The 20,041-nt window shown below is 65.4% G+C and carries 20 protein-coding genes; 15 read left to right on the forward strand and 5 right to left on the reverse strand.

The genetic code is table 11. From position 1 onward, the window contains the following. Nucleotides 1–141: 141 nt before the first annotated feature. The 3 genes from JQ633_RS07465 to JQ633_RS07475 all read left to right on the forward strand — a co-directional run bounded on the left by JQ633_RS07465 (nt 142) and on the right by JQ633_RS07475 (nt 4,195). The gene (locus JQ633_RS07465; protein ID WP_211984008.1) at nt 142–1,113 is read left to right on the forward strand and encodes an NAD(P)H-dependent flavin oxidoreductase; all 972 of its coding nucleotides are present in this window, start codon (nt 142–144) and stop codon (nt 1,111–1,113) included. After that, a complete protein-coding gene (locus JQ633_RS07470) occupies nt 1,113–1,886 on the forward strand; it encodes a thioesterase family protein (RefSeq protein WP_211984009.1) in 774 nt (257 codons plus the stop codon). Before JQ633_RS07465 ends, JQ633_RS07470 begins: the two co-directional genes overlap by 1 nt. Before the next feature lie 272 nt (nt 1,887–2,158). After that, the gene (locus JQ633_RS07475) at nt 2,159–4,195 is read left to right on the forward strand and encodes an ATP-binding protein (protein ID WP_349631529.1); all 2,037 of its coding nucleotides are present in this window, start codon (nt 2,159–2,161) and stop codon (nt 4,193–4,195) included. Nucleotides 4,196–4,376: 181 nt separating this feature from the next. Here JQ633_RS07475 and JQ633_RS07480 read toward each other — a convergent pair whose 3' ends face one another. Next, entirely contained in the window at nt 4,377–5,939 is a 1,563-nt protein-coding gene (locus tag JQ633_RS07480) for an AMP-binding protein (protein WP_211984011.1), read from the reverse strand. A gap of 152 nt (nt 5,940–6,091) precedes the next feature. On the opposite strand from JQ633_RS07480, the gene JQ633_RS07485 reads away from it, so the two are divergent. From JQ633_RS07485 to JQ633_RS07520, 8 genes are all read left to right on the forward strand, one after another. Then, a complete protein-coding gene (locus JQ633_RS07485; RefSeq protein WP_249158908.1) occupies nt 6,092–7,006 on the forward strand; it encodes an NAD(P)H-dependent flavin oxidoreductase in 915 nt (304 codons plus the stop codon). 279 nt (nt 7,007–7,285) lie between these two features. After that, entirely contained in the window at nt 7,286–7,531 is a 246-nt protein-coding gene (locus JQ633_RS07490) for a hypothetical protein (RefSeq protein ID WP_211984012.1), read from the forward strand. A 108-nt stretch (nt 7,532–7,639) separates the two neighbouring features. After that, nucleotides 7,640–8,395: a hypothetical protein gene (locus JQ633_RS07495; RefSeq protein ID WP_211984013.1), complete on the forward strand. Its 756-nt coding sequence runs from the start codon at nt 7,640–7,642 to the stop codon at nt 8,393–8,395. A gap of 113 nt (nt 8,396–8,508) precedes the next feature. Next, nucleotides 8,509–9,159: a hypothetical protein gene (locus tag JQ633_RS07500; protein WP_211984014.1), complete on the forward strand. Its 651-nt coding sequence runs from the start codon at nt 8,509–8,511 to the stop codon at nt 9,157–9,159. Between the two features lie 399 nt (nt 9,160–9,558). After that, nucleotides 9,559–10,296 (forward strand): hypothetical protein, encoded by a 738-nt coding sequence (locus tag JQ633_RS07505; protein ID WP_211984015.1) that lies wholly within the window; start codon nt 9,559–9,561, stop codon nt 10,294–10,296. After that, nucleotides 10,287–11,060 carry a C25 family cysteine peptidase gene (locus JQ633_RS07510; protein ID WP_211984016.1) on the forward strand — a complete coding sequence of 258 codons (774 nt, stop codon included), beginning with the start codon at nt 10,287–10,289 and terminating at the stop codon, nt 11,058–11,060. The genes JQ633_RS07505 and JQ633_RS07510 overlap by 10 nt, the downstream gene beginning before the upstream one ends. Before the next feature lies 1 nt (nt 11,061). Continuing rightward, nucleotides 11,062–11,310, forward strand: coding sequence for a hypothetical protein (locus tag JQ633_RS07515; RefSeq protein WP_211984017.1), 249 nt, complete (start codon nt 11,062–11,064; stop codon nt 11,308–11,310). 397 nt (nt 11,311–11,707) lie between these two features. Continuing rightward, the gene (locus tag JQ633_RS07520) at nt 11,708–12,649 is read left to right on the forward strand and encodes an AraC family transcriptional regulator (RefSeq protein ID WP_211984199.1); all 942 of its coding nucleotides are present in this window, start codon (nt 11,708–11,710) and stop codon (nt 12,647–12,649) included. Nucleotides 12,650–12,910: 261 nt separating this feature from the next. Here the strand turns inward: JQ633_RS07520 and JQ633_RS07525 are convergent, their stop codons facing one another. From JQ633_RS07525 to JQ633_RS07535, 3 genes are all read right to left on the reverse strand, one after another. Next, nucleotides 12,911–13,147, reverse strand: a complete 237-nt coding sequence (locus JQ633_RS07525) for a hypothetical protein (protein WP_211984018.1) — start codon at nt 13,145–13,147, stop codon at nt 12,911–12,913. A gap of 90 nt (nt 13,148–13,237) precedes the next feature. Further along, the gene (locus JQ633_RS07530; RefSeq protein WP_211984026.1) at nt 13,238–13,636 is read right to left on the reverse strand and encodes a BA14K family protein; all 399 of its coding nucleotides are present in this window, start codon (nt 13,634–13,636) and stop codon (nt 13,238–13,240) included. Nucleotides 13,637–13,810: 174 nt separating this feature from the next. After that, nucleotides 13,811–14,074 (reverse strand): hypothetical protein, encoded by a 264-nt coding sequence (locus tag JQ633_RS07535; RefSeq protein ID WP_211984028.1) that lies wholly within the window; start codon nt 14,072–14,074, stop codon nt 13,811–13,813. Between JQ633_RS07535 and JQ633_RS07540 the strand changes: the two genes are divergently transcribed. Next, the gene (locus JQ633_RS07540) at nt 14,043–14,684 is read left to right on the forward strand and encodes a hypothetical protein (protein WP_211984037.1); all 642 of its coding nucleotides are present in this window, start codon (nt 14,043–14,045) and stop codon (nt 14,682–14,684) included. The genes JQ633_RS07535 and JQ633_RS07540 overlap by 32 nt on opposite strands. Nucleotides 14,685–14,724: 40 nt before the next feature. On the opposite strand, the gene JQ633_RS07545 is transcribed toward JQ633_RS07540, so the two are convergent. Beyond that, the gene (locus JQ633_RS07545) at nt 14,725–14,979 is read right to left on the reverse strand and encodes a hypothetical protein (RefSeq protein ID WP_211984039.1); all 255 of its coding nucleotides are present in this window, start codon (nt 14,977–14,979) and stop codon (nt 14,725–14,727) included. Here JQ633_RS07545 and JQ633_RS07550 point away from each other — a divergent pair. The 3 genes from JQ633_RS07550 to JQ633_RS07560 are packed head-to-tail and all read left to right on the forward strand — an operon-like array spanning nt 14,978 to nt 19,703. Further along, nucleotides 14,978–15,214: a hypothetical protein gene (locus JQ633_RS07550; RefSeq protein WP_211984048.1), complete on the forward strand. Its 237-nt coding sequence runs from the start codon at nt 14,978–14,980 to the stop codon at nt 15,212–15,214. The two genes, JQ633_RS07545 and JQ633_RS07550, sit on opposite strands and share 2 nt — an antisense overlap. A gap of 32 nt (nt 15,215–15,246) precedes the next feature. Continuing rightward, nucleotides 15,247–18,429: an efflux RND transporter permease subunit gene (locus tag JQ633_RS07555; protein ID WP_211984050.1), complete on the forward strand. Its 3,183-nt coding sequence runs from the start codon at nt 15,247–15,249 to the stop codon at nt 18,427–18,429. 5 nt (nt 18,430–18,434) lie between these two features. Then, complete coding sequence (locus JQ633_RS07560) at nt 18,435–19,703, forward strand: efflux RND transporter periplasmic adaptor subunit (protein ID WP_349631530.1); 1,269 nt, start codon at nt 18,435–18,437, stop codon at nt 19,701–19,703. The last annotated feature ends 338 nt before the right edge of the window (nt 19,704–20,041 follow it).

A 20,041-nucleotide genomic window follows, 5' to 3' on the forward strand; every position in this document is an offset into this window, starting at 1 on the left:
TGAGAAAAATCTGCTGTCCGGATGAGGTTTTATCATCCATTTCGCAGCGCCCAAACGCAATACTTGACAGTGGAAAGATTGCCCTGTTGGTATGATAGCCAACACATCGAGATCAACCGCTAGCCAGAGGATCCGCTCGCTATGTCCATGCCTGCTCTGTTCAAGGGCCGCCTGTCTCTTCCCGTGATCGGGGCACCGCTGTTCATCATCTCCGTGCCCGATCTCGTCATCGCGCAGTGCAAGGCCGGCGTGGTCGGCTCGTTCCCGGCGCTGAATGCGCGGCCGCCGGAACTGCTCGACGAGTGGCTGTACCGGATCAAGGAAGAGCTTGCGGCTTACGACAAGGCGCATCCGGAGCGGCCGTCGGCGCCGTTCGCGGTGAACCAGATCGTGCACAAGTCCAACAACCGGCTCGATCACGACATGGCGCTTTGCGAGAAGCACAAGGTGCCGATGATCATCTCCTCGCTCGGCGCGCGCGAGGAGCTCAACCAGGCCGTCCACGGCTGGGGCGGCATCGTCTTCCACGACGTGATCAACCAGAAGTTCGCGCACAAGGCGATCGAGAAGGGCGCCGACGGCCTGATCCTGGTCGCGGCCGGCGCCGGCGGTCATGCCGGCACGCTGTCGCCGTTCCCGTTCGTGTCGGAGACGCGGCAGTGGTTCGACGGCCCGATCGCGCTGTCGGGCACTATCGCCAACGGCCGCGCGATCCGCGCCGCGCGCATCATCGGCGCCGACTTCGCCTATATCGGCTCGGCTTTCATCGCCACCCAGGAGGCGAACGCGGTCGAGGGCTACAAGAGCATGATCACCAATTCGTCTGCCGAGGACATCGTCTATTCCAACCTGTTCACCGGCGTGCACGGCAACTATCTGAAGCCGTCGATCGTCGCCGCCGGCATGGATCCGGAAAACCTGCCGACCTCCGATCCGTCGAAGATGAGCTTCGGCACCGATTCCTCCGGCGAGCGCGCCAAGCCGAAGGCCTGGAAGGAGATCTGGGGTTCGGGGCAGGGTGTCGGCAGCATCGCCAAGGTGGTGCCTGCAGGCGAACTGATCGCGCGCTTCAAGAAGGAATACGACGAGGCGGTCGATCCGGCGCTTGCTTGATGGAGCCGATCTTCCGCGTAGACGGCAATCGCGTCGTCACCAGCGCAGATGCCGCGGGTCCTTGGGACCCGCGGATGCAGCACGGCTCCGCGCCGGCGGCACTGGTGGTCTGGGCTGCCGAAGGCGTGCCGACACCGGTGCCGATGCGGATCGCGCGCATCACGATCGATCTGATGCGGCCCGTGCCGGTCGCGCCGCTGACGGTCGAGCGTGAAGTGCTGCGCGAAGGCCGCAAGATTCAGCTCTGCGGCGTCAGGCTGCTCGCCGACGGCGTTGTCGTGGTTTCCGCCAGCGTGCTGAAGATCAAGCAGCAGGCGGCCGAGCTGCCGCCCGACATCGCGGCGCTGCCGGTCGAGCTGCCGGGGCCCGACCAGAGCATGGCCGAGCCGGGCAACCTTGCGGGCAGTCCGTTCGTGAAATGCATCTCGATGCGCGCCGCGCGCGGCCGCTTCGGCCAGACCGGGCCGGGCGCGATCTGGTTCCGCGTCGACCGCCCGCTGATCGCGGGCGCCGCCGTCTCGCAGGCGATGCGCGCGGTGGTCGCCTCGGATTTCTCCAACGGCACCTCGCCGGCGCTGGATTTCCGCAACTGGACCTTCATCAACGCCGATCTCACCGTCAGCATGGCCCGCGAGCCGGTCGGCGACTGGGTGCTGCTCGACGGCGAGACCTGGATCGGGCCCGATGGCGCCGGGCTTGCGATGTCGCGGCTGGCCGACCAGCACGGCTATTTCGGCCGCGCCGTCCAGAGCCTGGTGATCGAGCAGCGCTAGCCCGCCGACGCTCCGGTGGCCCCGTTGCCGCCGTCTTTTCGACAAAAATAATCCGGCCTGCCGGGAACGGTTGGCTGCCCCCGTGAGTTCTGCCCGGCGTAAGGGGGAGTCATGCCGCGTGTCGATCTTGCCGCCGGTCCCTTGGCGATCCGGCGGCTTTGTGACTTGGCGTCGATCGGTGCTGGAGCCGCGCGGTCCGCAGGACGGCCGCGGTGAGGCCCGGCCCGTCCTCAGAGCGTGCCGTCATCCTCGCCGCGAGCGAGCGGGACGCTGTGAAGACCGCCCACCTGATCAAGGAAGCCGGCTACTACGCCAACATCTGCGGCGACCTCGCCGAGCTCGAGCTCCAGCTCGCAAGCGGGGCCGGCCTTGCCATCATCGCCGACGAGGCGGTCCGGCACGCCGACCTCTCCGGCCTCACGCGCTGGCTGAACGAGCAGCCTTCATGGTCGGATTTCCCGATCGTGCTGATGAGCGAGGGCGGCGGGCCTGAACGCAATCCCGAGGCAGCCCGGCTCGGCCGCGCGCTCGGCAACGTCACCTACATCGAGCGTCCGTTTCATCCGATGACGCTGGCGAGCCTGGTGGCCGCGGCGGTGCGCGGCCGCCGCCGGCAGTATGAGACCCGCTCGATCCTCGAGGATCTCACCGAGAGCGAGGGCCTGTTGCAGACCGCGCTCAACGCCGGCCATCTCGGCGCGCTCGAGATCCATCTGCCGGATTTCGAGCTCGAGGCGTCGCCGACCTGCAAGCGCTTCTTCGGCCGCACGCCCGGCGATCCCTTGACCTATCAGGAGCTGGTCGACGCCGTGCACCCCGACGACCGCACCCGCCGCAGCGAGGCCGTCGAGCACACGCTACGTACCGGCAAGGACTACAAGATCGAATACCGCAACACCTGGCCCGACGGCAGCCAGCATTGGGTCGACGTCCGCGCCCGCGCGGTCCGCGCGCAGGACGGCAGCATCACGTCGCTGGTCGGGGTCTGCTCCGACATCACCGCGCGCAAGACCGCGGAGATCGAGCGCGAGGCGCTGGTGGCGCAGCTCGCCGCCGAGCGCACTGCGCTGGCCGAGCTCACCGCGACGCTGGAGCAGCGGGTCGAGCAGCGCACCGCCGACCTCATGAAGGAGGTGGCCGCGCGTGAACGCGCGCAGGAGCAGCTCCGCCACGCCCAGAAGATGGAGGCGATCGGCCAGCTCACCGGCGGCGTCGCGCACGATTTCAACAATCTCCTGATCGCGGTGATGGGCAACCTCGATCTGTTGCGCAAGCGTATGCCCGACGATCCGCGCCTGCACCGGCTGGTCGACGGCGCGCAGCAGGGCGCCGAGCGCGGCGCAGCGCTGACGCAGCGGCTGCTGGCGTTCGCGCGCCAGCAGGATCTGCGCGCCGTGCCGGTCGATCTCGGCGCGCTGCTGCGCGACATGAGCAATCTGCTCGAGCGCTCGCTCGGGCCGCGCATCGCGCTCCGGCTCGACATCCCCGAGCAGTTGCCGCCGGCCCATGTCGACACCAACCAGCTCGAGCTTGCGGTGCTGAACCTTGCGATCAACGCACGTGATGCGATGCCGGACGGCGGGTCGATCGATATCCGCCTCGCGCCCCTGCGCGTGAAGAACGATCCGGCGCTGCAGGCCGGCAATTATCTGAAGCTGTCCGTGGTCGACACCGGCACCGGCATGTCGCCGGAGGTGCTGAAGCGGGCGATCGAGCCGTTCTTCTCGTCCAAGCCGCTCGGCAAGGGCACCGGCCTCGGCCTGTCGATGGTGCATGGCCTAGCCGTGCAGCTCGGTGGCGCGCTGCAGCTGGCGAGCACGCCCGGCAAGGGCACCACCGCCACCCTGGTGCTGCCGGTCGCCACCGCCGCGCCCGAGCTGGAAGGGCGTTTGCCGGCGGCGCAGATCGTCAGGCGCACCGCGGTGATCCTGCTGGTCGACGACGATCCGTTGATTGCGATGTCGACCACGGAAATGCTGGAGGATCTCGGCCATCGCGTGATCGGCGCCAATTCCGGGCCGCATGCGCTCGACATCCTCAGGAGCGGTCAGGAGATCGACCTGATGATGACCGATCACATGATGCCCGGCATGACCGGCCTCGAGCTCGCCGCCGCCTCGCGCGAACTGCGGCCGCAACTCCGCGTCCTGCTCGCCACCGGCTACGCCGAAATGCCCGACGGCATCCAGGTCGACCTGCCGCGGCTGGCAAAGCCCTACCATCAGGACCAGCTGCGCGCGCGGCTCGATCAACTGCTGGGGCAAGGCGCTGGGCCGGCCACCGATGCATTGCTCTCCCCGTCACCCTGAGGAGCCGCGCAGCGGCGTCTCGAAGGGGCGACGGCCCAGTTGTTGCTAAGCCATTCGTGGAAGATTCGTAGGGTGGGCAAAGCGAAGCGTGCCCACCATCACGCGCACGTCGTGGATGGTGGGCACGTCGCTACGCTCCTTTGCCCACCCTACGCACCCAGGATGACGGGATGCTTCGCGCTCAGCCCACCAAGCGGTCGCGGCCGGCCCAGAAGGCGGCCTTCAGCACCTTCTTGTCGACCTTGCCGACGCCGGTCATCGGCAGCTCCTTGACGAAGCGGATCTGCTTCGGCGCATGGGCCGAGCCCTTCTTCGCCTTCACCAGGCCGATCAGCTCGTCGGCATCCGGCGTTGCGCCCTCGCGCGCCACCACGACGGCGGTGACCGCCTCGCCCCATTTCTCGTCGGGCACGCCGACCACGGCGACCATCGCCACATCGGCGTGCTGCGACAGCACGTCCTCGACCTCGCGCGGGAAGATGTTGAAGCCGCCGGAGACGATCATGTCCTTCTTGCGGTCGAGGATGAACATGTAGCCGCGCTCGTCCATGCGTGCGATGTCGCCGGTGTGCAGCCAGCCGCTCTTCAGCGTCTCGGCCGTGGCGTCGGGCCGCTTCCAGTACTCGGCCATCACATGGCTGGCGCGCACGCAGATCTCGCCCGCCTCGCCGGTCGCGACCTCCTGGTCGTCCTGGTCCAGAATCTTCACCTGGCAGGCGGCGATCGGGAAGCCGCAGGACAGGAACAGCTCGGGCGTCTTCGGATCGTGGTCCGCCTTGCGCAGCACCGAGACCGGATAGCATTCGGTCTGGCCGTAGAGCTGCGAGAACACCGAGCCGATCCGCTCGATGCCCTCGACCAGCCGGCTCGGCGACATCGCGGATGCGCCGTACAGCAAGAGCTCGAGCGAGGACAGGTCGGTCCTGTCGAGCGCCGGATGATCCAGCATCACGTAGATCATGGTCGGCACGAACAGCGTGAAGTTGATCTTCTCGCGCTCGATGGTCTTGAACACCGCCTCGGGATCGAAGCCCTTCAGCATGTGCACGGTGCCGCCGCGGATCAGCGTCGGCAGCACCTTGGTGCCCGCGACATGGCTGATCGGCGCCACCGTGAGGTAACGCGGGTTCTCCGGAATCTCGAAGTCGGCGAGAATCGCATTGGCGAAGCCGGCATATTGGTGGTGGTAGCGCAGCGCGCCCTTGGATTTTCCGGTGGTGCCGCCGGTGAAGTTCAGGTTCGAGATGTCGTCATGCTGCGCGAAATTTTTCGCACTGGCGCTGCCGGCGGCTTCGACCGCCTGCAGCAGGTCGGCGCCGTAATCCGCCGGGCCGAGCGTGAACACGGTCTTCAGTCCCGATGCTTTGGCCGCGAGCTCGCCGCCGCGATCGCGGAAGCTGACGCCGTCGACGATCAGCATCTGCGCCTCGGAATCCTCGAGCTGGAACAGCTGGTCGTCGAGCGAGCCGAGTGGATGCAGCCAGGTGATGGCAAGCCGCGACAATTGCGCGGCGATGCCGGCGCACCAGGTGTCGGCGCGGTTGGCGGTGAGGAAGGCGACACGGGTGCCCGGCGCGAAGCCGAGCCGCATGAACACGCTCTGCATCGCTCCGATCAGGTCGGTCGCACCCCGGTAGGTGAGCGAACCGCCTGGCCACGCGAAGGCGCTGCGCGATGGATAGCGCGCCAGCGCCCGCAACACCTGCTCGCATGCCGTCGGAAATGCGTGGAGAGCATCGCTCATCTCGTCGTTCCCCGCCTTTGTCTTTGGCTTTTTGTCGTGCCAATGTTGGCGGCAACGCTAGCACAACAATTTCGGGAAGAAACAAATTGTCAGTTGCAGGTTCTCTCGCGCGATTCCGCGATCGGCTCACCCTGCCGTTGATCGCAGCGCCGATGTTTCTGGTGTCCGGCGTCGAACTGGTGGTAGCGGCCTGCCGCAACGGCGTGATCGGTTCGTTTCCGACGGTGAATTGCCGCGAGACGGAACAGCTCGACGCCTGGCTCGGCGAGATCGAGCGCCGTCTGCAGGCGTATGCCGACGCAAGCGGCAAGCCGGCGGCGCCGATCTGTCCGAACCTGATCGTGCACCGCTCCAACGCGCGGCTTGCCGAGGACCTCGCCGTGCTGCTGCGTCACAAGCCGGAACTGGTGATCACCTCGGTCGGCTCGCCCGCGCCGGTGCTCGCGCCGCTCCACGATGCCGGCGCGCTGGTGTTCGCCGACGTCGCCTCGATCCGCCATGCCGAGCGCGCGGTCGCGGCCGGCGCCGACGGGCTGGTGCTGCTCACCGCGGGCGCCGGCGGCCAGACCGGCTGGCTCAATCCGTTCGTGTTCGTGCGCGCGGTGCGCGGCTTCTTCGACGGCCCGATCGTGCTCGCCGGCGGCATCAGCGACGGCCATGCGCTGCGCGCCGCCGAGGCGCTCGGCTGCGATCTCGCCTACATGGGCACCAAGTTCATCGCGACGCGCGAGAGCCTGGCCGACGCGCGGTACAAGCAGATGCTGGTCGAGGCCAGCGCCGACGACATCCTGCTTACCACCGCCTTCACCGGCCTGCAGACCAACATGCTGCGGCCCTCGATCGAGGCGGCGGGTCTCGATCCCGACGATCTGCCGGCGCGCGGCGCGATCGACATCGGCAAGGACATCGACATCGGCGCCCGCGAAAGCCGGCCCAAACGCTGGCGCGACATCTGGAGCGGCGGCCATTCGACGTCGGGGGTGACCGACGTGCCTGCGGTCGATGAGCTGGTGGCGCGGACGCGCGCCGAGTACGAGCAGGCCAGCGCGCGGGTGAGGCTCGGCTAGCTCGTACCGGCGTGCCGGAGGCGCGTAGCCCGGATGCAGCGAAGCGCAATCCGGGACAGCCCGTCCGCGGAAGGACCGCACCCGGATTTCGCTCCGCTGCATCCGGGCTACGAGCTGACGATGGGCCGTCACTTGCCGTTGGCGGCCGCAAAGCTCCGAGCCGGTTCGGCGGCGTGTCAAGCGCTGTCGACTTAACCCGCCATTAACCATGCCGGTCCCAACAATGGCGCCACAGGACGGGCCCGCCGCCGCGGCTGGCCTGCAATTTGGGAATGCGACATGCCCCTTGAGGCGCTCTCGGCCAAGATCCCGGCGACGCTCGACGAGCTTACGACCCGCGTCTTCTATGCCCTGCAGCGGCACCCGCTGTGCCGCCAGGTCGAATTCGACATCGTCAGCACCCCGCGCACCCGCCGGACCAACTGGACCGTCACGATGCGTTCGGTCCAGCCCGGCGGCCTGTGGACCGCCCATGAGATCGTCGCTGACATCCAGGAAGCCTATGAACTTGCCGGCGCGGCCTGATTTGGGTCCGTTTCGGTACAAATTTCAGCCTGTCGCCGCTGGAGCGGCACGCTAACGCCGCATTTGGCGTTCAGCTTCCGGCGATACTGGCCGGGAATGGAGACGCTTTTGACCAGGGCCATCACCCTCGCCGCGCTGACCTGCTTGCTCCTCGCCGGCGCTGCGATCACCGCGATTTTGGGCCGCGACAGCCTGCCCGCGCTGCCGGCCAGCCTTACGGCCGCGCCTGCCGATAGCGGGCCCGTCGCCAACCGGGCGAGCAAGCAGGACAAGCTCGCGGTCGCTGCTCTTGGCGCCGCCGCCTTTGAGCCGGCAGCGGCCGTCGCGGAACAGCCGCCGGCCGCGCCGTCGCAACTGCAACTCCGCGCCCAGGCCAACATCCCCGGCGCCTCCGACACCGTGCGCCAGGCCTATGCCTCCGTCGAGCCGACCGATGTCGGCCTGCCGAAGATCACCGAGCCTGCCGACGTCGCGCCGAAGATCACCGAGCAGCCGGCACCGGCCATCGCCGCACCGCCGAAGCCGAAGGCTGCCGCCAAGCCGGCGCCGCAGAAGAGCTACACGCTGCTGAGCGACGCGCAGATCGCCAACATCAAGGAGCGGCTGAGGCTGTCGTCGGACCAGGAGTATTACTGGCCGGCGGTCGAGACCGCGCTGCGCGCGGTGGCGCGCAAGATCCACAGCAAGCGCCAGGGCGATGTCACCGCGGGCAACAGCGTGCCGATCGATCCGGACTCCGCGGAAGTGCAGCAGCTGAAATCGGCGGCGATGCCGCTGCTGTTCCAACTGCGCGAAGACCAGAAGAACGAGGTGCGCTCGCTGGCGCGCCTGATCGGCCTGGAACGCGTCGCCGCGATGATCTGAGCGGCCGGAACCCGCGCAATCATTGCGGGAGTCCGTCTGCCGCCCGGTATCGCCGGTCCTTTCGGAACATCGCATCTTCTCGCACGTTGCTCGCCCGGAAGAGGAGGCGAGCCATGCGGACATCGACGGCTTATTTTGCCGGTGTGGGAACTGTCGTCGCTGCGATCGCGGTCGGCGTTGGCGGCGGCTTCACAATCGCGAACATTGTGAGCCCGCAATCGAAACAGGAGATCAGCCGGCTCGACCGCAGGGCGACCAGCGAGCCAGCCAAGGCAACGCCATCGGCTTCTCCGGAGCCGACACCGTATCTTGCGGCAACGCAGGAAGCCGCGACGAAGCCCGTCACCGTGGCGCCGGCGCCGCAGCCGCAAACCGGGCAGCCCCAGCAACAGCAGGCCGCGCCGCCCAGCGTTCCCGTGCAAGCCGAAACGCCGGCTGTACAAGATGCCAATGCGCAACCGCCTTCACCTCCTGCGCAGTTCACGCAGACTGTCACGCATGAGACGCCCGCGTCCGCCGAAGCTTCCAATGCCAACGCAAGAGCGCGCGACGCCGATGTGAAGCGAGCGTCTGCCGAGAAACGGCGGGCCGAGCGGCGGCAGCGCTGGGCCGAGCGCCGCCGCATGCATCAGGACGATCAATGGCGTCGGGACGATCAATTGCGTGACGTCGAGCGGAGCGTGCGGGAAGAGACCGACAGCCCGCGTCTCATGGCTGTGGAAGCGCCGCGCCGGATCGAGCTGTTCGACGGCGGCGACGAGTAGCGCTGATAATCCGCACCCAGGGCGCCCCCTCGCGGTGCCGCGCCGCCCGCGGCGCATGCCGCCCTCTCCGTGAAAAACACCGGGCCACAACCGGCCATCCAGAGCCCCGGCTTGCGACGGTCTGGCGCATTGGCCGGCGGCCTGCGCTCGCATGAGCAGCTGAGACGGACGCAACCCGTCCCGGTCGCGCGGACATCGACATGCCCGCGCTGAAAAATCGCGGAAAAGTCGGGAAAGTGGTCTTCCCCTGTCCGCGAACAATCGGATAGGCTGCCATTACAGATTGTAGCAGTAATTTTACACCCGCATTGCGGAGGGCGCCTTTTATCGTCTATCCGCACAACTTTACGGCGAGTGGTGCCAGACGCACCCCGTCGACAACCGGATTTGGAGAGCAACATGGCCGACAAGGTTTTGATCGTTAATGGCGACGGGCTCGAGAAGAAATACGGTTCGAAGGGCCAGAAGGCGGTTCTCGCTGCGCTTCGCGCGCTGATCGCGGCCGACAAGAAACGCGACCTGAGCAGCCGGATCATCGATATCTCCAGCGCGACCGACATGCGCCGCTGCCGCGGCAAGAAGGTGTCGAGCCCGGGCAACGAACGGCAGTCCAAGGATGCAGTGGACGCGATCTATGCCGCGCTCAAGCCCGACTATCTGGTGCTGGTCGATGGCCCGGATGTGATCCCGCATCTCACCCTGAACAACCCCGTTCCCAAGGACAAGGATCCGGACGTTCCGAGCGACCTGCCCTATGCGAGCGATGCGTCCTACACGTCGCGCGACGCCGCCAAATACGCGGCCGTGACGCGGGTGGTCGGCCGCATCCCCGGCATCACCGGCGCCAAGGAGCCGGATCATCTGATCAAGCTGCTGCAGGTCTCGGCCGCCTTCAAGAGCCGTCCCCGCAAGGACTACATGTCCTACTTCGGCATCTCGGCGGCGGTCTGGTCGAAATCGACCGAAGAAAGCGTCGACAACATCTTCGGCAGCAAGACGATCAAGTCGTGCCCGCCGACCGGGACGCCGCGCGTATCGCGCGGACTGTCGCCGCTCAGCCATTTCATAATTGTCACGGCGGCGAGGTCGACCCGCAGTTCTATGGACAGAGGAGACAGCAATTCCCGGTGTCGATGACGAGCGACGACGTTGCCAAGGGAACGAAGCGCGACACCATCGTGGCGGCGGAATGCTGCTTCGGTGCCCAGTTGTTCGATCCGCAATGGAGCGCCGGGAAGCTTCCGATCTCCAACGCGTATCTGGCGGCCGGTGCGGTCGGCTTTTTCGGCAGCACGACGACGGCCTATGGTCCCGAGGAGGGCAACAGCGGTGCCGATCTGATCACGCAGTACTTCCTGATCAACGCGCTCGGCAGCGCGTCGACCGGTCGTTCCAGCCTGCAGGCGCGGCAGAAGTTCGTGAGCGGGCAAAAGATGGAGGACCCCGTCAACCTCAAGACGCTCGCGCAGTTCCTGTTGCTCGGCGATCCATCCCTGCAGCCGTGCCTCAGCGCAGGGCCGAAGGCGATCAACCATTCTGCGGCCCGCAAGACCCGCCGGGTCGCGCTGACCGCGGCCGGCAAGGCGGCCTTCGATAGTTCCGGGTTCCCGGGAAAGCGCATTGTGCGCCCGCCCAAGGCGTTGCATGATGTGGTCCGGAAGGTCGCAAGAGAGAAGGGTATGCGCGCCGGCCGTGAGGACCTCGAATCGTTCCACATCGTTGGCGGCGAGGATTACGGTGCCGAGATGAAGAGCCGCAAGGTCCAGCAGAGCGTCTTTGTCGTGACCAACAGCAAGCGGCCGTCGGGCAAGCGGCCGAAGCACATACCCGATATTCACGTGCTGGTCGCCCACGCGCAGGACAACCGTCTGATCCGCGTTGAGGCCTACGTTCGAAGGTGAGATGAAGAAGGCCAAAGTCAGCGGTACGGTGACGCGAAGCCGCATCGCGCCGGGCAGCAAGAGCGATCACGTCGGCGTGGTGTTGCGCGCCGACGACGGGAACGAATATGTCCTCCGCCGCAGCGGCGGCAATGCGTTCCGCGATGACAAGCTCGAGGAGCTGGTCGGCAAGACAATCACCGGCGACGGCGTGATCGCCGGCAACACGTTCATCGTCGACGACTGGGCGGAGAGCAAGCCAAAGAAGTGACGGGGCGGCTCGGCGGGCGCCGGGCGCGCCTCACCGGCAGGCTGACCCAAAGCCGCATCGATAACTCGGCGTCTTCGGCAAACGCGACCGACCATGCGGCCATATCCGGCCAGTTGACGATCCTGATCCGTCGGCTCGGCTGGCGACGAGGAGATCGTCGCCGGTCGCCGCCGCGGTATGAGCGGTTCACCGGATGATCATGATCGTTCGATGCCTCAATTCCGAAATTTGTCGGGAATATCCGCGGTCGTTGAGGAAGCGGCACACGGCGACACTCCTTGGCTGGAAGGGTGAACGACCTGCGAGTGACGACATGGTCGCGACATGAGAACTTGAATTCCTGATCGGCTCGTTTACAGGCTCATTGGTCTCGCCCGGTGCATCGATAGAGGACACAATGGATTGGCTGAGCCGGCTGTTCGAGATGATGCCGGTGCGCGGTCGTCTTGACCTGCGCTGCTCCTATGGCGCGCCCTGGCGGATTGAGCAGGGGCCGGGCGAAGCCAACGAAATCCCGTACCATGCCGTGCTCGCAGGCTCGGCGATGCTCGAGAATCCGTCGGGAGGCCGGCCGTTGCGACTGGAGGCCGGTGACATCCTGCTGCTGCCGGGTAACCCCCGGCATGTCATGCACGACGACAGCGGCGCTGCGCCGCTGAAGGCGCGCAACCGCGCGTCCCTCAATTTCACGATCAGCGAAAACCCCGGCTCGGACGCGCGGCTCGATCTGTTGTGCGGGCATTTTTCGATTGCTCCGCCGCACGACCGACTGCTGCGCAATTATCTGCCGCCGGTGATGATCGTGAGGGCCGGCGTGAAAGCCGGAGAGGGGGACACGAAGGCGCAGGTCGCGGGCCTCGTTGCCTTGATGCGCGGCGAGACCGCGGGCGATCAGCTTGGTGGCCGCGCGATGCTGAACGCGTTGTCGACGGCGATGTTCGCGCTCGTGCTGCGCCTCGCCAGTGAGACCGGGGACGCTCCACGCGGGCTGCTTGCGCTCGCGGGCCACCCGCGCCTCGCGCCGGTGGTCGCGGCCATGTTCGATGCGCCCGCGCGTGCATGGACGCTGCCCGAGCTCGCGCAGCTCGCCAACATGTCGCGCGCGACACTCGCTCGGCAATTCCAGGAGAAGGTCGGACGTTCACCGAGCGAACTCTTGACCGACATCCGCATGACGCTGGCAACGAATGAATTGAGAAAGCCATCGATCTCGACCGGAGCGGTCGCGGATTCGGTCGGCTATCGGTCGGAGGCGGCGTTCCAGCGGGCGTTCAAGAGCCACATGGGCATCACCCCCGCGCAATGGCGAAAGGCGGCGCAGATGCCGGCGGGGTACTGACGAGCTGGAACTCGCCAAGTGCACCGAGGGCGGTATCGATCGACAATGCCTAGAACGGCGTCCCATTGCTGCGGCCGCGGAGCGCTTCGCTTCGGCCGAGCTGACGTCGCGCCTGCCTTGGCTCGCTCCGATCGGCCACCATCGGCCGATCGGGCCGAAGTGCCGCAATCAGATGCCTGTCGGCCTGGGAGCGTGAGCAGCAGCAGCGCGATCGGGTGCAGGCAGCCTCGGACAACCCGATCGGCTGGTGCCGCGTCGCGATCAGAACGTGCCGGGCTCGCAGGGAACGTTGTCGCCGGTCCAGGGCGCGGTGGCAAACGCGCCCACGCGCGGCGCAGGAACGCAGGCGTAACCATCAACATAGACGGGGTCGGCCGGCATGGCGGCATTGGTCTCCGCGACATGCCGGGAGACGGCATGGTTCTCTCGCGCCAACGCCGGTGTAGCGATCATAGCAACCGCGATCATCGCGGCTGACAATATTTTGGCGTTTGTCATTGACTCTCTCCATTCGGTCCACTGGGCCAGGAAGTGCGGCCCCTGGGAGCATGTGTGGCTGCGCAGCGTGCGGTCATACGCAATCCTTGCTCACGATGATTCAACGCCGCGTGAGCAAATATTTGGTGCCCGCGATGGCAATGCCTCCGCGCGCGCATCACTCACAGGAATGCGGCGGCCGTCATGACTGAGGTAAGTCCGGGATGCAGGATCGTAGGATCGGTAGAGCCGGGCACATTGTGAAGATGTGGCGTGATCCGCCGCATACACGCTCTGCGCTCCGAAGACGGGAGCGGCGCCTCCGGGCAACTCGAGACCCATTCTTCCTGCGGGTGTCAGCGCGCCGTCGTTCAGCACACTACGGTCCGGGTATTGTGCGTCAAAGGCGGCCGGATGGTCGGCCGCCCAGGCCGGCAGCTGCGCGTGCGCAGCTGTGGTCGCGGTCATCGTCAGCAAGGCTGCGGCGATCAGAACGTTGAATCTCTTCATGACTGTTCTCCGTGTTGGTATGACGTGCGGAGAACTCGCGACAGCAATCGCTGCGGCTCGGTGGTGGTCGTTTCCTGCGGATACTTTCTGGCCCAGTGTACGTAGGCATGGCGGCCGCGCGAGACCTTGGAATGCGCATCACACTTGTGCGAACGGCGGCACGACCATTGCCGCTCAATCGCATCCGGAAGGCGGCGACACGCCCGGCGTAGCTGTGGCGCCGGTGGCGTTGGCCGGGGCCATCGTGGCCGGGTAGGCGAGGTCCATCGATACGCTTTCGCTGCATGCCGTCGCGTTCGGTGCCGGCATGGCGCTCGCCGCGACACTGATGCTTGTGTCTGTCATGTCGAGGTCGGCCACCGGCGGCTGAATGGCGCCGGGCGGCGCGGCCGGCGGAATATCGGGCGTGGAGATCGGCAGCGCGGCGGCGTTGGTCAACGCATTGCCGGGCGCTGATGTGCACGAGCTTCCAGGCGTCGAGCTGCCGAGGGCAGGCGCCGGTGCAACCGTGCCTGTCGTGCTGCTCGTCACCGACCCCTCGATGGCCACGGGCATCGCCGGCGACAAGGCCGGCGGCGGGCTGAGCCCCGTTGCCGAGATCGGATTCAGGCTCGTTGATGCGGGGGAGTTTGTGGATGTCACGCTCAACACCGACGGAGAGAGCTCCACCGTGGTCGGCGCGCAGTTCACGCTGGTCCCGGGCAGCGTTGGATCTTGCGCCAGCGGTGGCGAAGCCAGCGTGGTGGCCGGCGCTCCCGGAATCGTTGCGGCGGAAAACAGGCTGGAGAATGGGCTCGGTCCGGTCAGTGGAGAAGACACGATCGCGCCCGGCGTTGTCGCAATCCCCATGGCGGTCGTGCCCAGAGTCGAGACCTGGGCCTGGCAGCTGACGGTGTTCAGCAGGATCGCAACCGTCGCACAGAAAAGATGGCGCATTCGAAAGCTCTCCGCGTCCGACGTGTGCGCAGATGTAGGCAGCGCGATCGAAAAGTCGAACTCACGTTTTGGTTTGCTTCCGAACGACGGAACACGCCGCTGTGTTTCGTGATCTCCCAGGGCGCGTTCAGCTCGGGACTCTAAACTGCTTTTTAATTGAGGATTGGACCTGCGGCGTGCACTTTCCGAGCATTCGCGGCGGCTTCATCGAGCGGCCGGGAATCTCGCAGGGACGTCCCCAATAAAAATGCATCGAGGGAACGCTCAAGGCTGCCCGCGGAATCCGGGCCGGCAACGACTGAACCATGCTCGGAGGCGAGGATGATATTGTTATCGCGGACCTTCATCCGCAAACGGGTGATCTCGATGGCGACGACGGCGTCGGTCGCGGCAACGTCGTTCGCCATGGCCCAGCATCCGGTGCGCCATCATCGTATCCTTGAGCGCATCCAGTATGCAGCCGGCTGGCAAGAATACATCGCTGATCGGGCGCTGCTGTCGCGGGATGCCGCTGCCATACGCAAGATGACGGTCGATACATTATCCGTGGTGCCGGTGCCGGAGCGTTCTCATGCCTTTCTGCAGCAATTGGGTTCGGTGGCCGAGCCGGCCATGAGCACCAGGACAAGGCTGGTTCAGTGAGCGGCCGTGGGCCCATGCGGCAAGGATAGACCATGGGAATTGTTCGATTTGCGCTCCGATTCCCGCATACGTTTTATGTAGTCGCGGCCCTGATCCTGTTCCTCGGCATCGCCGCCATCTTCTCGATGCCGACGGATATCTTTCCGGAAATCCGCATTCCGGTGGTCACCGTGATCTGGCAATACACCGGCCTGACGACGCCGGAGATGGAACAGCGCGTCACGACCTACAGCCAGTATTCGATCAGTGCCAACGTCAGCGGCATCAAGAACATGGAAGCGCAGACCTTGAACGGTCTGTCGATCCAGAAGATCTCCTTTCAGCCCGATGTCAATCTGGACCTCGCCATTGCACAGGTCGTGTCGGCGACAAACTCCATCCGGGCGCTGCTGCCGCCCGGTATCCAGCCGCCGATCGTCGTGCAGTTCGACGCCTCGAGCGTCCCCGTGCTACAGCTCAGCCTCAGCTCGGACAAGCTGAATGAGCAGCAACTTTACGATTTCGGCATCTACCGCGTTCGGCAACAACTGGCACCGGTTCCCGGTGTCACCCTGCCGACGCCGGCCGGCGGAAAATATCGCCAGATCATGGTCGACATCGATCCGGACAAGCTGCTGTCGCGAGGGCTCACGCCGCTCGATATCGTGAACGCAGTCAATACGCAGAACCTGACGTTGCCGTCGGGCACGGCGAAGATCGGCGACACCCAATACACGGTGCGTACCAACGCGACGCCGGCGACCATCGATGACCTCAACCAGATTCCGGTCAAATTCGCCAACGGCGCAACCATCCGCCTCAAGGATGTTGCGCAGGTTCGCGACGGATCGCAGGTGCAGCAGAACATCGTGCGCCAGGATGGCCGCCGCTCGGTTCTGCTGAGCGTCATCAAGAACGGAAATGCCTCGACCCTTGCGGTCGTCAACGGCGTGAAGCATGCGCTGCAATCGATCCGGGCCGCCGCGCCGGCCGGGCTTCGGATCAAGGAACTGTTCGACCAGTCGGTATTCGTCACGAACTCGGTCCATGGCGTGCTGCGGGAGGGGGCGATCGCGGCCGGTCTCACAGCGCTGATGATCCTGGTCTTCCTGGGGTCGTGGCGTTCGACGCTGGTTGTGCTGATTTCGATTCCACTCGCAATCCTGTCGTCGCTGGTGGTGCTGTATTTTCTCGGCGAGACATTGAATACGATGACGCTGGGCGGGCTTGCGCTGGCGGTCGGCATATTGGTCGACGATTCGACCGTGACGATCGAGAATACCCACCGCCTCTGGACTGAAGAGGGGATGCCGCTGTCCGAGGCGACGCTGCACGGCGCCGCCGAAATTGCGGTGCCGACCCTCGTTTCGACACTGGCGATCAGCTGCGTGTTCACGTCGGTGGTGTTCCTCGAGGGACCCGCCAAATACCTGTTCACCCCGCTGGGATACGCCGTCGTATTTGCGATGCTGGCCTCGTACGGACTGTCGAGAACATTGACACCGGTCACGATCGGTCTGCTGCTCAGGGGAGAACGGCGCCACACCGATGGTGGCGGCCGGACGGGGTTGTTCTCGCGGATGACGGCGGCATTCGATCGCGGCTTCGAGCGCCTGCGCGGTGGGTACATGGACGTCCTCACGACGTTGTTGCGCCGGCGCGCAATTGTGCCGGTCGTCGCCGTGCTGATAATCGGCCTCGGCGCGACGATGCTGCTGCTGGTCGGGCGTGACTTCTTTCCGCTGATCGACGGCGGCCAGATCCAGCTTCACGTTCGGGCTCCGGCCGGGACCCGCATCGAGAGTACCGAAAAGATATTCCAGGCCGTCGAGGACAAGATCCGTGAAGTCATTCCGGAAAAGGAACGAGATCTGATCGTCGACAATATCGGTTTGCCGGCGCGCGCCTACAATTTGGCGTTCGCGGACGGCTCGACCATCGGGATCAATGACGGCGTAATACAGGTGGCGCTGAAGGACGGGCACAAGCCGACAGCGGATTACGTCAAGACGTTGCGTCAGGTGCTGCCGGCGGCGTTTCCGGAGGAAACGTTCTATTTTCAGGCCGCCGACATGGTGACGCAGATACTCAATTTCGGACTGCCGGCGCAGATCGACGTCCGCACGGTGGGTTACGACAAAGGCAACCTCGCCGTCGCCAAGGAGCTTCGTCAGCGGCTTGCGGCAATTCCGGGCATTGTCGATGCGCATCTGCAGCAGGAAGTCGATGGCCCGGCATTCTTCGCCCAGATCGACCGGACCCGCGCGGCTTCGCTTGGCCTCAACGCCAGCACGATTGCCACCAACATCAATGTCAGCCTCAGTTCGTCGGAGCAGGTGTCGCCGAATTTCTGGACCGATCCGGCGTCGGGAATCCCGTATTACCTCGCTGTGCAGACGCCGGAGTACAAGGTCAACTCACTGAATGCACTGGAGAACACGCCGGTATCCGCCTCGCTGGCGGCCAGCGGCCAGACTATCCCCGGCATGCTTAGCAACGTCGCGACACTCAAGCGCGACAGTATTCCCACCAACCTGAACCAGGCCAACATCCAGCCGGTTTACGATGTCTATGCCAGCGTGCAGGGGCGCGATCTCGGCAGTGTCGCCGATGAGATCAACAAGGTCACCGCGCAGCTGCAAAAGGGACTGAAGCCCGGCAATTCGATCCAGGTGCTCGGACAGATCCAGAGCATGAACGACTCGTTCCGGGACCTCGGCATCGGGCTGCTCTTCGCCGCTGTGCTCGTCTATCTGTTGATGGTCGTGAACTATCAGACCTTCGGTGATCCCTTCGTGGTGATCCTTGCCCTGCCGGCAACGCTTTGCGGCATCGTCACGATGCTGTTCATCACCGGGACGACCTTGAATGTGCCGTCCTTGATGGGCGCGATCATGGCGGTCGGCGTCGCCTCCGCGAACTCGATCCTGCTGGTGACTTTCGCGCGTGAGCAGCAATTGAAGGGGCGCACCGCCTTCGAGGCGGCACTGAGTGCCGGCCATACCCGGATCCGTCCAGTGCTGATGACGGCCGCCGCGATGATCGTCGGAATGATCCCGATGGCGATCGGCGGCGCCGGCGACGAGCAGAACGCCGCGCTTGCCCGTGCCGTCATTGGCGGCCTGCTGTTTGCGACCCCGACGACGTTGCTGATCGTGCCTTACCTGTTTGCCATGCTGCGCAAGGGAAATGACGGAAGGCCTCACCATGGCGTGTTCGAGGACGTGTCCGGATGAATGAGATGCCCAAGTCATTGGAAGAGCAAGCTGCTCAGGACACGCGGGATCGCGAGGGCGATCGCGTCGATGTGCCGACGAAACCCGCGCGCATACGACGCGGCTACGGCGGCGTGCTGATCGGAGGCGGAGCGCTGTTGCTGCTGATGACGGGACTCACGGTGGGGGCGTGGGGCCAATACCGAACCGGACGTGAGGTCGCGGCGACAGCGCAAGCGCGGACGACCTTCGTTCCCGAGGTCAGGGTGGCTACGGTCCGTGCCAGCGACGGCAAGATCAACGTGACCTTACCGGCGACCACAACAGCATTCGAGGCGGCGAACATTTTTGCGCGAACCACTGGCTATATCGAAAAGCGCTACGTTGATATCGGCGACCGGGTCAAGGCGGGAGCCTTGCTCGCGGAAATCACAGCTCCGGAGCTCGACCATCAGATTGCGCAGGCCAAAGCGACGTTGGCCCAGGACCAGGCGACATTGCAGCAAACCCAAGCGAGTCGCGATCTTGCCCAGGTCACCAATGCGCGCGATAGCAATCTGGTGAAGCAGGGATGGTTGACCTTGCAGCAGGGCGACAACGATCGGCTCACTCTGCAGGCGCAGCAGGCAGCGGTAGCAGTGGCTCAGTCCAATATCTCCGCCCAGCAGGCGCAGATTCAGATACTCGAGCAAGAGAAGTCCTACCAGCGCGTCGTCGCGCCATTCGACGGCGTGATCACACAGCGCAATATCGACAATGGCAGCCTGGTGACGTCGGGGTCGACGTTCATGTATACGCTGATGCACCCCGATGTCATTCGCACTCAGGTTTTCGTTCCACAGGACGAGGCTTATGGAATCGTGCCGGGAGTCGAAGCTGAGGTTCGCGTCCCCGAGATTCCCGGGCGGACGTTTCCGGGCAAGGTGACGCGCATCGCGACTGCCTTGCAGCCCGGCAGCCGGACGCTGCTGACCGAGATCGATGTTCCCAATCCGGACGGGGCTCTCGATCCCGGAATTTATTGCACGGTCGAACTGTTCATCCCGCGCAAGACGCCGTCGATGATCATACCGGCCGACGCCGTGGTCTTCGATCAGAACGGCCTTCATGTCGCCGTGGTCGCGAATGGCATCGTTCACTTTCAGAAGATCATGATCGCGCGCGACTTCGGCACTGAGGTCGAGGTGCACGACGGCGTCAAGCCCGGTGACCAGGTCATTCTCAACCCGATGGTTGACCTTGCGGATGGAAACCGGGTCACGGCGGGTCCAGCGTCCAAAAGTCGGACGACTTAGGGCTGCATGGCGGCCGGTCGGCAGTTCCGGGCGGCAGACAGCGGTGGGCCGGGGCTGCCAACGGGGTTCCTATCCTAAACTGCTATTTAATGGTGCGGTCGACTGCGGGAGCCTATGTCTCCTTCAAGCGGCCTCACCGCGTTTGCCCCCGGATGCGGTGTCGAACGGGCCGACGAGGACGGCGCCCGCCACGCCCACTGCCCCCGGCCGGAGCGAGGCGGCGTCGTCCCATTCTTCTCGTGGCGCTTGCGGGATCGTGACATTATGCAATTGGTATCGAGCAAGCTTGGGATCTCTCGCGGCCCGAGCACAGAGCGAGGTGCGAACGCCTTGGCGAT

The organism is Bradyrhizobium tropiciagri (assembly GCF_018130505.1).
GTDB lineage: Bacteria > Pseudomonadota > Alphaproteobacteria > Rhizobiales > Xanthobacteraceae > Bradyrhizobium > Bradyrhizobium tropiciagri_B.

Coding starts and splice junctions, on each gene's coding strand:
- JQ633_RS07465 (WP_211984008.1), top strand. CDS start 142: ATGTCCATGCCTGCTCTGTTCAAGGGCCGCCTGTCTCTTCCCGTGATC.
- JQ633_RS07470 (WP_211984009.1), top strand. CDS start 1,113: ATGGAGCCGATCTTCCGCGTAGACGGCAATCGCGTCGTCACCAGCGCA.
- JQ633_RS07480 (WP_211984011.1), bottom strand. CDS start 5,939: ATGAGCGATGCTCTCCACGCATTTCCGACGGCATGCGAGCAGGTGTTG.
- JQ633_RS07485 (WP_249158908.1), top strand. CDS start 6,092: ATGTTTCTGGTGTCCGGCGTCGAACTGGTGGTAGCGGCCTGCCGCAAC.
- JQ633_RS07490 (WP_211984012.1), top strand. CDS start 7,286: ATGCCCCTTGAGGCGCTCTCGGCCAAGATCCCGGCGACGCTCGACGAG.
- JQ633_RS07500 (WP_211984014.1), top strand. CDS start 8,509: ATGCGGACATCGACGGCTTATTTTGCCGGTGTGGGAACTGTCGTCGCT.
- JQ633_RS07505 (WP_211984015.1), top strand. CDS start 9,559: ATGGCCGACAAGGTTTTGATCGTTAATGGCGACGGGCTCGAGAAGAAA.
- JQ633_RS07515 (WP_211984017.1), top strand. CDS start 11,062: ATGAAGAAGGCCAAAGTCAGCGGTACGGTGACGCGAAGCCGCATCGCG.
- JQ633_RS07520 (WP_211984199.1), top strand. CDS start 11,708: ATGGATTGGCTGAGCCGGCTGTTCGAGATGATGCCGGTGCGCGGTCGT.
- JQ633_RS07525 (WP_211984018.1), bottom strand. CDS start 13,147: ATGACAAACGCCAAAATATTGTCAGCCGCGATGATCGCGGTTGCTATG.
- JQ633_RS07530 (WP_211984026.1), bottom strand. CDS start 13,636: ATGAAGAGATTCAACGTTCTGATCGCCGCAGCCTTGCTGACGATGACC.
- JQ633_RS07550 (WP_211984048.1), top strand. CDS start 14,978: ATGGCCCAGCATCCGGTGCGCCATCATCGTATCCTTGAGCGCATCCAG.
- JQ633_RS07545 (WP_211984039.1), bottom strand. CDS start 14,979: ATGGCGAACGACGTTGCCGCGACCGACGCCGTCGTCGCCATCGAGATC.
- JQ633_RS07555 (WP_211984050.1), top strand. CDS start 15,247: ATGGGAATTGTTCGATTTGCGCTCCGATTCCCGCATACGTTTTATGTA.
- JQ633_RS07560 (WP_349631530.1), top strand. CDS start 18,435: ATGCCCAAGTCATTGGAAGAGCAAGCTGCTCAGGACACGCGGGATCGC.